The organism is Aestuariibacter salexigens DSM 15300 (assembly GCF_000429145.1).
GTDB lineage: Bacteria > Pseudomonadota > Gammaproteobacteria > Enterobacterales > Alteromonadaceae > Aestuariibacter > Aestuariibacter salexigens.
In genome coordinates this window covers 287,428-300,792 of the sequence record NZ_AUBH01000001.1, presented here as the reverse complement: position 1 = coordinate 300,792, position 13,365 = coordinate 287,428, and the positions used below count along the sequence as shown (strand labels likewise).

11 protein-coding genes are annotated in these 13,365 nt (G+C 49.4%); 3 read left to right on the top strand and 8 right to left on the bottom strand.

Features of this window, described 5'->3' with window-relative positions; all coding sequences use genetic code 11:
* Positions 1-53: 53 nt before the first annotated feature.
* On the bottom strand, positions 54-245 hold the full coding sequence (locus tag G441_RS0101430; RefSeq protein ID WP_026374702.1) for a DUF3185 family protein: 192 nt from the start codon (positions 243-245) through the stop codon (positions 54-56).
* Between the two features lie 30 nt (positions 246-275).
* Positions 276-1,295, bottom strand: coding sequence for a 2-dehydropantoate 2-reductase (locus tag G441_RS0101425; protein WP_156896243.1), 1,020 nt, complete (start codon positions 1,293-1,295; stop codon positions 276-278).
* Between the two features lie 126 nt (positions 1,296-1,421).
* On the opposite strand from G441_RS0101425, the gene G441_RS17620 reads away from it, so the two are divergent.
* Complete coding sequence (locus tag G441_RS17620) at positions 1,422-2,627, top strand: GGDEF domain-containing protein (RefSeq protein WP_051275249.1); 1,206 nt, start codon at positions 1,422-1,424, stop codon at positions 2,625-2,627.
* A 252-nt stretch (positions 2,628-2,879) separates the two neighbouring features.
* On the top strand, positions 2,880-3,548 hold the full coding sequence (locus tag G441_RS0101415) for a dioxygenase family protein (protein WP_026374700.1): 669 nt from the start codon (positions 2,880-2,882) through the stop codon (positions 3,546-3,548).
* 385 nt (positions 3,549-3,933) lie between these two features.
* On the opposite strand, the gene G441_RS0101410 is transcribed toward G441_RS0101415, so the two are convergent.
* From G441_RS0101410 to G441_RS0101390, 5 genes are all read right to left on the bottom strand, one after another.
* Entirely contained in the window at positions 3,934-7,179 is a 3,246-nt protein-coding gene (locus G441_RS0101410; RefSeq protein ID WP_026374699.1) for a FimV/HubP family polar landmark protein, read from the bottom strand.
* Positions 7,180-7,430: 251 nt separating this feature from the next.
* On the bottom strand, positions 7,431-8,447 hold the full coding sequence (locus tag G441_RS0101405) for an aspartate-semialdehyde dehydrogenase (protein WP_026374698.1): 1,017 nt from the start codon (positions 8,445-8,447) through the stop codon (positions 7,431-7,433).
* A gap of 50 nt (positions 8,448-8,497) precedes the next feature.
* Complete coding sequence (locus G441_RS0101400; protein ID WP_026374697.1) at positions 8,498-9,616, bottom strand: 4-phosphoerythronate dehydrogenase; 1,119 nt, start codon at positions 9,614-9,616, stop codon at positions 8,498-8,500.
* Between the two features lie 70 nt (positions 9,617-9,686).
* Positions 9,687-10,562, bottom strand: a complete 876-nt coding sequence (locus tag G441_RS0101395) for an alpha/beta fold hydrolase (protein ID WP_026374696.1) — start codon at positions 10,560-10,562, stop codon at positions 9,687-9,689.
* 3 nt (positions 10,563-10,565) lie between these two features.
* Positions 10,566-11,324 carry a class II aldolase/adducin family protein gene (locus G441_RS0101390; protein ID WP_026374695.1) on the bottom strand — a complete coding sequence of 253 codons (759 nt, stop codon included), beginning with the start codon at positions 11,322-11,324 and terminating at the stop codon, positions 10,566-10,568.
* A gap of 110 nt (positions 11,325-11,434) precedes the next feature.
* Here G441_RS0101390 and G441_RS0101385 point away from each other — a divergent pair, with 110 nt between their 5' ends.
* The gene (locus tag G441_RS0101385) at positions 11,435-12,127 is read left to right on the top strand and encodes a Crp/Fnr family transcriptional regulator (RefSeq protein WP_026374694.1); all 693 of its coding nucleotides are present in this window, start codon (positions 11,435-11,437) and stop codon (positions 12,125-12,127) included.
* Here G441_RS0101385 and fabB read toward each other — a convergent pair.
* On the bottom strand, positions 12,124-13,338 hold the full coding sequence (gene fabB / locus G441_RS0101380; protein WP_026374693.1) for a beta-ketoacyl-ACP synthase I: 1,215 nt from the start codon (positions 13,336-13,338) through the stop codon (positions 12,124-12,126). The two genes, G441_RS0101385 and fabB, sit on opposite strands and share 4 nt — an antisense overlap.
* Between the last annotated feature and the right edge of the window lie 27 nt (positions 13,339-13,365).

The following is a 13,365-nucleotide window of genomic DNA, read 5'->3' as shown; positions in this document are numbered from 1 at the left end:
GTTTATCACTCTGTGATTGGAATATGCTTGTTAGCGTTTTCTCGTAGAACGCTTTACTTGAGTCTTGTGGCACCGACAATGATCAGGATTACGCCACCAATCATACCGCCCCAGGCTTCTATTGGCGTGTCTCCACTAAGCGCCCGGGTGACCTGTGAGCTGGCTGAATCATAAATATCGTATCCCCAGATAGCCAGCGCCGTGCCTACGATGATCAGAATTATCCCAAGCAGTTTTTTGTGCATATGCGTTTTTTCCTATTTCTAACAGAAGGCTCAGCTAATGTGAGCCAGTAATTCATCGGCAGACCAGGCTTTACGACTGGCTTCCTGCTGTTTAATCAAATCGATGATGGCAGTGTTAACCGGGCAAGGCAATGACAGCTTGCTACCCGCCTCCACTACCGCACCGTTAAGATATTGGATCTCAGTCTGACGCCCCTGATGGATATCCCACCACATAGACGTGCGCACATTGGGATCTATGGCCAGCATCTTATTGGCAACCCGTTGAAATAACGCATCGGGCAACCGCAGCACGTGCGGAATGAGCCAGCCCGGCAGTGACCCAACTTTGGGTAACGTTATCCCCTGCGCTTTAGTTACCATCAGTAGCTCTTTCATCATGGCAGCGATCACTTTTCGGTAGCCGCGCTGCTCAAGCATAGCTTTCACGGGAATGTCTGCCAGCGCGTTGATACTGTTGCCCAGGTTCAACTGCAATTTTGCCCACAACAATTCCGTCATCTTCGTGGTAACCGCACATGGCAAAAGCCCGCAGTTAATGGTTTGACTTAACGCGACAATATCACTGTCAGCATTTTCCCGGATTTCGATTGTAAAGGTGCCTTGCGAGCCTCGGTGTAAATGACCTCGTGACATTTCAACCACATTAAACGGCACCATACCGCGTAATACACGATTGTCTGGATAGTGTTGCTTAATGATATGGTCAGAGCCTAGCCCGTTCTGGCAACAGATGATGGTAGTGTCTGGCCCGACAAAAGGCGCCATGGCGCTGGCCGCGGCCTCAACCCCGGTACATTTAACGGTCAGCCACAGCACATCAGCATGTGAAGGCGTAGCGGAAGAATCGCCGGCAGTGTCGCTTTCGATGACATTAAGTCTTTCTACTTCACAACTATGTTGCTGATAGTCGGTAAGTTTGACGCCATCACTGAGCCACAGTGCAATAGCAGGTCGACACACTAACCTTACGTCTACACCTTGGTTTGCCATCACCGCACCAAGATAACGCCCGATTAGGCCCGCACCAAAAACAACATGTTGCTGCACACGATACTCCATCAGCATTTTTAAGGTGGTAAGAGCCTAACATAAAATATGGCAGACAGGATTCGGCTTTTAACCCATGCAAAACTTCATTACTATTCGCGGTTAACGCAGTCCAATCAAAATCTGATGTATCCACGATTTCTGACCTCACTTTTTCTCACTGCGGTGTCATCGAGCGCCTTGTTATACCTTTTCGGGCATCAGAGCATCATCACACCCACGATAGCAACACTTAACTGGCTCGCCCCACTATCACTAGCCACAGCCGTTGCCGTCAGTGCGCTGTTCGGGCACGGCAAACTGGTCTCTATCGGCATGTTGCTGTTGATACCCGCGCTATTACCGCTGGTGGGATTCGAGTCTGCGCTGGCATTCAACTATATCAACCAGGCTCTGCTGGCGGTTACCGCCCTGCTGTGGTGGAAAGCGCGTGGCGTTAACTTACTCAGCATGCTGACGTATGGCGGGGTAATACTGGTTACATTTATCGCCTATTCTATGCTGCATCCACTTTGGATGCAGACAATAGAGCCTGTTGTGACACCATATTGGCTCAAGCTCTATCAATTGAGTCCTGTGGTCACTGAGACATTTTCTCTGCTGGAATTCTGCGTCATTGCACTGTGCCTGATATTGCTAATGCTGCGTATTGCTCTGCGTCCAGGCGCGACCACTGTCGTTGCCGGGTTTACGTTAGCCACGATCGTTGGATTGCTCGTTAATGAACAACACTCATCGTTGCTGCTGGTTCAGACTGGGCTGTCCATCGCCATCATTCTGGCGGTTATCGCCGATACATTCCATATGGCATTTCGTGACGATCTCACACAGCTGCCCTCGCGCCGCGCACTCAATCAGACTGTGTTGTCCCTGGGCAGAAAGTACACCGTGGTCATGAGTGATATTGATCATTTCAAGAAGTTTAATGATACCTATGGCCACGACGTCGGCGATCAGGTGCTAAAGCTGGTTGCCAGCAAGCTCAACAGGGTACAAGGCGGAGGCAAGGTATTTCGATACGGTGGCGAAGAATTCACCATGCTGTTTGCTGGTAAACAGGCAGAACAGGTCGAGCCGTTTGTTGAATCAGTACGCAAGACCATTGAGCAATATCCGATTGTGCTGCGCGGACTGGACAGGCCAAGCAAGCCACCTAAGAAAAAAACCAAACCCAGTAAAGCCAAGACGGTCAAAATCACCTGTAGCTTTGGCGTTGCCCAGCGCAGCAGTGATGAAGATTTTGTCAGCGTCATGAAACGGGCCGACGAGGCACTTTATGATGCTAAAAAGGCCGGTAGAAATTGCGTAAAGTGCAAACCGTGCAAAACATGACGGCGAAGACTATGGAGCGAACACTGTTTCCTCCTTTCGTCGTTCCGGTTATCGCGAAGCACTGTCACCTCTTCGTCATTCCGGTTATCGCAAAGCGATAGACCGGAATCTGGATGCCGCACTAAATGCGGCATGACGGTTTGGGGAATACAGCGCCGTTACTTCAACGTGATGTATTGTTAATAGACATTTCTACTATCTCCATCTACGTTTAGTTGACGTGATCCCTCGCTCTCGATTAAGAGTCAATTTATGGAAAAGTCACCTCAATATCCCAGTCGTCGTTTATTTGGTAAAAAACTGACGACATCATTAGGTGTTTGTTTATTACTTCCCAAACTAGCGTTAGCAAAAACAGCTACCCCAACACAAACCGAGGGTCCCTTCTATCCTGATACACCGGAGCAGGAAAAAGATACCGACTTAACTCATATCGAAGGTCACACAGAACTTGCTGAGGGTGAGACTATTTTGGTGAGAGGTCGCGTATTAAATACAGACGGTAAACCAATAAAAAATGCTGAGGTGGATATCTGGCAAGCCAACCATCATGGTCGCTATAGCCACAGGGAAGACCCTAACCCTGCGCCATTAGATGCGCATTTTCAGGGTTGGGGGATTACGAAAACAGATGAGTTGGGACACTATGGATTCAAGACAATTAAACCAGGTGCATATCCTCTTAAATATCTCGGTGGCCCAGGATGGCGATGTAGGCATATTCATTTCAAAGTCAGCTGCCTGGGCTATAAACCAATCACTACGCAAATGTACTTCGAGGGTGATACGCTTATAGAGCAGGATTTAGAGATTGCAAAGGTACCGAAGGATTATCAGCATCTTCTGATAGCCGATCAGCAAAAAGACCAGCTAAGTGGCCTACCACTTTTTCGTTTTGATGTGATGTTAGCCAAAATTTAGAGCAACAATGGATGTAGATTCTTTGGCGAACGCAACGGAGCGAACGCAGTGAGTGACTGTAGAGCTTCAGTCAGGCTTTTGCGCAACCGATGTCCTCTCCTACGTCGTTCCGGTTATCGCGCAGCGATAGACCGGAATCTGGATGCCGTACCAAGTACGGCATGACTACCGTGCAAAACCTGACGGCGAAGACAACGGAGCGAACGCAGTGAGCGACTGTGGAGCTTCAGTCAGGCTTTTGCGCAACCGATGTTGAATTGAGGCAAGAGGTCGAAAAGAGTAGATGCCGTACCTAGTACGGCATGACGGTGTGTGGAGTACGGCATGACTATTAGATGATGCGGCATGACGTATTACGGGGAGTCAGCATGACGCATTGGGGCAATTACGACTTCAACGACGCCAACAGCTTTTCTGCTTCTTCTTTCATATCATCGTCACCGGAGTCGACCACTTCTTTTAATAAATCAATAGCGGCGTCAGTGTCATCGATTTCGATATAGGCTCTGGCCAAATCAAGCTTTGCTCCGAGTCCTTCGTCGCCATCAACGTCTATAAGATCGCTGTCATCATCGATACCTGAGAAGTCTTCCAGGGCAACATCAAGGTCGAGCTCTTTCTCTTCAAGTTCGTCACTTTCTGCTTCCATGCTTTCAGCTAACAGCGTGTCGACGTCGACGAATTCGTTCTCACTGTCCACTTCATCTGTGGGGGCTTCGATCTCGGGTTCAGCCTCAACGTCTTCCTGTAGCAGGGCTTCCAGATCGATATCCGGGTTTTGTGCCAGCACATCAGCAGCGGGCTCTTTTTCTTCCTTATCGATGGAATCCAGCAGCTCATCGAAATCCGCGTTTTCCAGCTCTTCGAGAAGATCATCGTCGTCACTACCGCCCTTCTCATTTTCTGACAGCCAGTCTCCTAGACCTGGGACATCATCGAGATCTTCTGGTTCGTCGGATGTTTTGGCTTCATCTTGCTCGAAGTCATCCTCAATTTCTGACTCACGCTCGAGTGCGCTGTTCAGCGCATCTTCATCAAACTCGGCCAATGACTCGATATCATCTATCGAGTAATTGTCTTCTTCGACCTGAGCGGCTTCATCTGACTCATAACTCAGATCGCTAGCCTGCTGTTGATCATCGTCGCTATCAAGTTCGATATCGCCAGCTTCAAATTCTTCCAAAGCTTTATCGAGCTCGTCTTCAACCTCAGGGGAGTCGATATCGGCTAAATCGATATCACTGTCGTCAGTGTCAGCGACTTCGCTCTCGAGTTCGTCGAGAAGCTCTTCGCTTATCTCATCATTTATTTTTTCTGGCTCTGGCTCTGGCTCTGGCTCTGGCTCTGGCTCTGGCTCTGGCTCTGGCTCTGGCTCTGGCTCTTCAGTGTGTTCCTGAGTTTGCTCGGCTTCAAGCTCTGCCAGCAGTTCATCTGCTAATACATCAGCCGACTCTGATTCATTGTCCTCAGGCTCCTGAACCAGTGGATCTTCCTGTTCAGCCTCGGACTCCTGTTCTGATTCGAGTTCAGCCAGCAGTTCATCGGCCAAATCATCATTCAGATTGTCTTCTTCAGGTGCTTCCTGTGGCTCGACTTCCAGCTCTGACTCAAGCTCTGCGAGCAGCTCATCGGTCAAAGGATCTTCAGGCAGCTCTTCTGTCGCGTCGATATCTGAGTCAAGCTCGTCATCCTCCGCACTGGCACCGAGTTCTTCAAGCAGTTCATCTGTCAGAGGATCGTCAATGTCGCTTACATCATCATCACTGTCATCAAAGTCTTCATCGACGACATCATCTAACGCCTGAATGCTGTCCTGCTTCTCTGCCAGTGGGAAGTCATCTTCCTCGTCTTCATCATCATCGCCGCCTGCGGGTAGCATATCTTTCATCATTTCAAGCTGCTCTGCTTCCATCAGCAGCTCGTCGGTAATTTTATCCAGCTCCTCATTTTGCTGAGCAATCTCGGTGTCAAGTTGCTGCAGCATTTCTTCACTAACGGTGTCATCTACATTGATGTGTTCTGGCAGGGCCGGTTCATCTTCATGACTGGCTTCAAGCAATTCATCAATGCTGATTTCCGGCGCATCTTCATCTTCGACCGCGGGAAGTGCAGGTTCTTCTAATTGTTTAAATTCTTCGGCTTCTGGCTCTTCCTGCGGTTCTTCCTGTTGCTCAGCATCTTCACCAGCGGCGTCAAGCAGTGCGTCAATATCATCATCGCCAAGGTCTTCGTCCGCCTGAACATCATCAGCACTTAAGTCTTCATCGAGATCAACGTCGAAATCATCCAGCTCACTCTCGAGTTCTGCTGAAAGCTCGTCTGATAGCTCGTCTGACAAATCATCCTGTTCACCATCCAAATGGTCAGCCGGTTCAGACAGGTCGAATTCTTCGCCTTCAATTTCATCCAGCTCTGACAAAAGGTCTTCATCATCTTCGAACAGGGCGTCTAGATCTTCCTGTGCCAATTCAGATGACTCGTCTTCAGCGCCGCCCTGCTGTTCGGACACCAGCATGTCATCACCAAGATCGTCAAAGTTATCAAGCTCTTCTTCAAGCGCCTGATCGAGGGATTCTTCGAGTTCTTCAGCCAATACGTCGTCGAGTAGGTCGTCATCGCTGAACAGGCCTTCGTCATCCAGTTCACCACTAAGCTCGTCCGACAACGCATCAGACAAGTCATCAGCGGCAGAGGGTGGAGAGACAGGTGCCGCAACCTGTGGCGCTAGTTCAGCGGGCGCAATGTCATTCTCCGGGCTTTTTTTTCGATTCAATAACCAGCGTGCGAGGAAAAAGAGGATGCCTAATGAGAGTAATGCAGAACCACCGATCAGCGTAAGCGGATTCGTCAGATACTCACCAATAGACGATTGCTGTTCTTTGCGCTGCTGCTCCTGTGCTTGTTGCAACATGGCAAGCAGCTGTTGCTGGATGGCTAATTGCTCGTCTATTTGCGGCTGAACATCCTGTTCAACGCGGCTGCGTAACTCAAGGATGTCAGTATTGACTGTTTCCAGTCGCTCATACAATTTACGATTTTCATCCAGAATCGCCTGTACGCTCTCTATCGACGCGGCAAATTGTTGCCGCAATGCGTCAAACTGTTCCGTTTGCGAACTGTCCAGTGCCGTTAATTTCTGTTCAAGCTCAGTCTTGGTTTGGCTTAAATCATTCTGACTGGCGAGCTTTTCCGGTGGCTTGAGGTTCTTGAGGCTGCTTCCGGGCTGTGCGGCCTCTTTTTCCATGGCTCGCCATGTCACTTCATCCTGCTCAGCTTTACGCTGTGCGTCCTCGGCATCGATACGCGCAACGTAGCGTTCTGAGGGCAAACGCAGCATTGCACCATCGAGTAAATGATTGAGATTATTGTCTTCAAACGCTTCAGGGTTAAGCTCGTAAATGGCGACCATCACCTGGTAAATACTCAGGGATGGGTTTTGACGATATCGCTGTGCGATGCGCCACAGGGTATCGGTTTCATCGATGGGGCCATAGACCACACCGGAATATTGCTCTGTCGCATCCTTCGGGCCGAGGATCTGAACGTTTTGCTGCGCTGCACATGTGGTAGTTGGTAATACTGACATTGCAAAGAGCACAATCAGCATCGACACCAATGGGTACGTTCTCATTCCTATCCTTATCAGCCCTGTTTATTTAGTTTTTGTCGTTGCATGCTCTGACACAACGTATTGCTGAGCGGGTTTATCGCTTTCCAACATATCAATTAGCAAAAGTTGTTCCATCAAGGACGCTAGCGCAAAGATAACTATAAACCACACCCGCATAATGATCTATACGGGCAAACATTACGAAATGGCGTCGATGTTAATATCCACTAACAGATATTATCGACGCCAGCGACTAAACGTTTAGGCACAGCTTAATAGTAGTCTTTTAGCAGCGCTTCAGCGATCTGTACGCTGTTAGTTGCTGCGCCTTTCCTGATATTGTCAGAGACCACCCAAAGGTTAATACCATTAGGGTGACTAATATCATTTCTTACCCTGCCAACATGCACCGAATCATTGCCACTGGCACTGCTTACCTGAGTAGGAAATGCTTCACGCTCTTCATACAGCGTGATGCCCGGCGCGTTTGCCAATAAGCGCTTAACGTCTTCAGCATCTATTGGCTGACGGGTTTCAATATGAATGGCTTCGGCATGACCATAGAACACCGGCACACGCACAGCCGTAGCATTTACCCGAATGGACTCATCGCCCATGATTTTCTGTGTTTCCCACACCATTTTCATTTCTTCCTTGGTGTAATCGTTATCCAGAAACACATCAATCTGTGGGATCACATTGAATGCAATCTGACGGCTAAACGCGTCATCTTGGTTTTCACGTCCGTTCATCAAATCGGCAACCTGACGTGCCAGCGCATCCATTGCAGATTTACCTGCACCAGAAACGGATTGGTAGGTTGCAACGTTGATTCTATCTATACCTACGGCATCCTGAATGGGTTTTAGCGCCACCATCATCTGGATTGTCGAACAATTGGGATTGGCAATAATGTTTCTATTTCTGAAATCTGCCAGGGCGTGGGCATTAACTTCCGGCACCACCAATGGAATATCCGGCTCGTAACGAAATTGTGAGGTATTGTCTATCACCACACATCCTGCTTCGGCGGCGAGAGGGGCAAATTTCTCTGACACCGAGCCACCCGCCGAAAAGAAGCCGAATTGCACCTGTCCCCAGTCAAATTCATCGGCGTCGAGCACAGTGATGTCTTCACCTTTAAATGTCACCTTGCCACCCGCTGAGCGTTTACTGGCCAAGGGATAAAGCCTGTTAATTGGAAACTTGCGTTCCTCGAGAATGTCGATCATTGTCTGGCCAACTAACCCCGTTGCACCAAGAACCGCAACATCAAAGGCTTGAGACATGTAAGGTTACTCCTTAGAAAATAATGTGTTTTAAATTGAGCCGCGACGCGTCAGGCGGCTGAAAAACCGAGCCGGTAGATTGCCTGTGATTCAGGCGAATTTCCAGCATTTACCCGACACGCCGAAAATTCCCGACGAATTGGGTAATGTTTACGCATATAACTGAACGGTTCTGGCCCGGTTACCGATGCCCGGAAACGCTTGCTATCCTGGCGTATATCATACATGCAAAACGCTAAGTGCCTGATTAGACCTAAGTCGGACAACTCTGGCAGCTTATCGACATGATGCGGCCAGACTGGTAAGTGTTTATCCAGCGTTTGCGTTGGCTCGCGCGACATCAGTCGGCACAGCTGCTGATAGAGCATAAACGTACCTTTTGCCTTACCTTCCAGTGTATGACCTGCGATATGTGCGGTAGAAAAACGCGTAAAAGGTACCAGCGGCATCAGGATGTCAGGCTCATTTTCCCACACGTCCAGGACCAGATTCAAAGACTTGCCTTTCTCCAGTAGCCTTAGCGCGGCTGCATTGTCTACTACTTCACCACGTGCAGCGTTAATCAGTACCTGATCTGGTCGCAGCGATGCCAGCACCGCCTCGTTAAACATATGCAGCGTTTTGTCCTGCCCATCACGATTCAATGGCACGTGTAGGCTGATAATATCGCACTGCAGTATGTCTTCAAATGAGGCGAAATGGCGGCAATCCCCTGCTCTGCGCAAAGGAGGATCGTACAACTTATAGGTTAAGTTTAATGCCTCAAGCTTAGCAGCAAGCTGGCTACCTACATGGCCTGCACCAACGATGCCAATGGTTTTATGTGTTAATTCCTCAACGTCATCGCTCAGTGCCAGTATGGCGCTGATGACATATTCAGCCACGGCTGTTGCATTACAACCACCGGCATGTCCCCAACTTATTTCCCGTTGTTCCAGAAGATGGGTATCAAGGTGATTTATGCCCGCCGTGGCAGTGGCCACATAGCGAAGTCTGGTGGCGTACTGTAACAACGCGCTATCGACTTTAGTGGTCGAACGCACCAGCAGTGCATCAACGTCATTAAGATCCTCAGCACGCAGATGTCGATGATTAAACGCTGTCGCCTGCCCTAATTCATTAAAGAAAATATCGCCATAGGGCATGTTGTCATCATACAGAATGCGCATTGTGAATAGAGCAGCCAGGGTCAAAAGCGCGATTATGCCACGCCTGTAAAACGCTTGAAATGCACAACGCTTAAGATAATGTCTTATTCGCTAACCAGAGTGCAAAAAGGCGGCTGACATTTTCAGGCGCTTCCAACTGGGGGTAATGACCGACCGGCAGTGCTTTGGTTTCCTTGTCGGGCAACAGTTCGCTGAATCGTTCCAGCATATGGCCGCCAGAGATGGGATCCTCGACACCGTTGATAAACGCCAGTGGAATGTCTGTTTGTTGCATTGCCTGTACCCACCCATCGCGTTTCTCAGCTCGTTCATCAAGATATGAAAGCAGAGATGGCATCACCAGATGCCCGTTATTTTCACGTAGTAACGTCCACAGCACATCGATTTCGGTATCCGATGGCGGTGTGTTGGCGCCAAAGATCCGGGTAAAACTGCTTTTCAGACTACCTTTTCGCAAAAAACTCGCCATCAATGTGCCAAGTTTACTTTTAAGCAGCTTTTGTTTTAGTAGCGGACGGTGGCTTTCACTAAACAATCCACCATTAAGAAAGCAAATGGATGAAATATGACAGGCAAGGCTGCCCTGCTGTTGCCGTGCCAGTAGTTCCTGAGCCACAGACACACCATAATCATGGGCAATGATGTCGACACTATCGATTTTTTGTTCTTGCAGCAGCGCCGTCACGATATCCGCCTGTTCGGCAAGACTGTACTGATATGGAAGTGGTTTATCAGACAGACCAAAGCCAAGCAGATCCAGCGCATGCAATCGATAGTCGTTTGATAGCGTCTGCCACTGTTGATACCAATCCCAACTGGCACTGGGAAAACCGTGGATGAACAATACATCCTTGCCCTTTCCCTCATGCCAGTGGGCAATACGGTGTCCGCACAGCTGCGAGAATTTTGCAGACTGCTGGTAGTCCTGTAACGATTTTGCCGTCACGGTTTATTCAGCAAACCCTGGATCGAGTCGGTGGCATTTACGCAGGATCCCAGGCCATGCCAAGGCACCTCCGACAGATTTAGTGACTTGTTTTGCCTGCGCCTGAATGCCATCCAGAATCGGCTTTGGAATGCTCACTAATGGCTCGCCAGCGGCCTGTGCCTGCAATTGAATTTCACTGGAGCGCTGCAGGATATACATGCCAAGAAACGCATCGGGAATGGTGTCCGCACAGGTCAGTAAACCGTGATTTCGCAGGATCATAAAATTGGTGTCGCCCAAATCAGCGACCAGGCGCAGCTTCTCATCAGGATTGAGGGCAACTCCTTCATAGTCATGATAAGACAATGAACTGAGCGCGAAAAGTGACTGTTGGCTGTAGGGTTGTAAACCTTTTTCAAGCACTGATACCGCCACGCCGGCATTGGTGTGCAAATGCATTACGCATTTTGCATCCTCTCTGGCCTCATGCACAGCGCTGTGGATGGTAAAGCCAGCAGGATTGATGTCATAGTCTGACTCCATGACCTTGTTACCCTGTAGATCTACCTTCACCAGACTCGACGCAGTGACCTCTTCAAACAACATGCCGTAAGGATTGATCAGGAAATGGTGCTCGGGACCTGGGACACGAGCGGAGATATGGGTGAAGATCAGGTCATCCCAGCCATAATGGGCGACCATTCGATAACAAGCGGCAAGATCCACTCTCGCCTGCCATTCCTGTTCAGACACCTGTTGTTTAACGCTTTGTACTGACATGTAGCCCCCTGCGCTTGTCTGACAAACCATCAGACCTGCTGAATTGTAATGAAATTACTCTGCACTGTACGCTACACTTTGCTTCTTAACTGTCGCCAATTTGACAATCTATGACAATTTCTCCATTCAATGCACTTTTTGCTGCAAACCCCTGGTTTGCACAGCTGCCCGACAAGGCGGTGAATGATCTGGTGGCACTGTGTCACACCAAACAGCTCAAAGCTGGACAACAGCTACATGCTCGCCATGACGAGGCAGAGGGCCTGTATGCCGTATTGAAAGGGAGAATTCGAATCAGTAACGTCAATAGTGATGGCAAGGAAATGGTGCTGACTTACCTGCAGGTTGGTACCTGGTTTGGTGAAATTTCCCTGTTTGACGGACTACCTCGCACCCACGATGCCTATGCCGAGACTGACAGTCAGGTGCTAGTCCTGCCCACCAGTGCGTTTCACAAACTGTTGAAAAGCCACCCTGAGTTATACCCACATTTTATGAAACTGCTGTGCCAGAGGATCCGGGCTGCATTCTCAATCATTGACGAAACCTCAGCGCTGTCGCTTCGGCAACAGTTGGCCAGAAGACTGATATTATTGGCAGACAACTTCGGTGCACAGCCACTGACGGCCTCGCCGCAAACCGTTAACGTATCCCAGGAGACGCTGGCGCGCATGCTGAATACGTCCCGTCAAACTGTCAATAAACTGCTTCAGGAAATGAAAGAAGAGTGTTTGATAGAGATAAAATACGGGCGCATTACTATTAACGCGCCCGACAGATTACAAAAGGAAATTGAATATTAACCGGTATATCGTTTGAACACTAAGGTCGCATTTGTGCCACCAAAGCCGAAGCTGTTGGACATGACGGTATTCAACTGCGCGTCCCTCGCCTCAGTCACTATATCCAACCCTTGTGCCTGTTCATCAACGGTCTCAACATTGATTGATGGGGCGATAAATCCGTGCTGCATCATTAGCAAGCTGTAAATCGCCTCGTTTACCCCTGCGGCGCCCAGCGCGTGCCCGGTCAGCGATTTAGTTGCACTAATGGGAGGAACCGCATCACCAAATACTTCACGGATCGCCTGCAACTCTTTGACGTCACCGACGGGTGTAGATGTGCCATGGGTATTCAGATAATCGATTGGATCATTTACGCCCTGCATCGCCATCTGCATACAGCGCACCGCGCCCTCGCCAGACGGGGCAACCATGTCGGCACCGTCGGAAGTGGCACCGTAACCAACGACCTCAGCGTAAATTTTCGCCCCTCTGGCCAACGCATGTTCCAACTCTTCTACGACCACCATGCCGCCACCGCCAGAACTCACAAAGCCGTCGCGGTTCGCGTCATAAGTCCGTGATGCCTTAGTTGGATCGTCATTGTAGCGACTGGACAGTGCGCCCATCGCATCGAATTGCGCAGACAGTGACCAATGCAACTCTTCGCCACCACCGGCAAACACCATATCCTGCTTACCTAGCTGAATAAGCTCCATTGCATTGCCGATACAATGTGCGCTGGTCGCACAGGCTGAGGCAATCGAATAGTTGGTGCCTTTAATTTTGAACGGCGTCGCCAGACAGGCTGACACAGTATTGGCCATGCAGCGTGTAACCATGTAAGGCCCCATGCGCTTAACGCCTTTTTCACGCATGATGTCAGCAGATAGCACCTGATTTTCAGACGATGCGCCACCTGAGCCGGCAATAATACCTACTCGAGGATTACTAATTTGTTCTTCACTGAGGTTGGCATCTTTTACTGCCTGCTGCATCGCAATGTAGGCATAGGCTGCCGCGTTCCCCATGAAACGCAGGGTTTTACGGTCAATGTGTTCAGTGATATCAATGTCGATATCACCCCAAACCTGACTGCGAAGTCCCATCTCAGCGAACTGGTCAGAATGTGTAATGCCTGACTTACCCGCTTTTAATGACTGTAAAACCTCTTGTTGATCGACACCGATACTCGACACGATGCCCATCCCGGTTATAACAGCTCTTCTCATTGTTGCACCTTCATCTATTTTAACGCC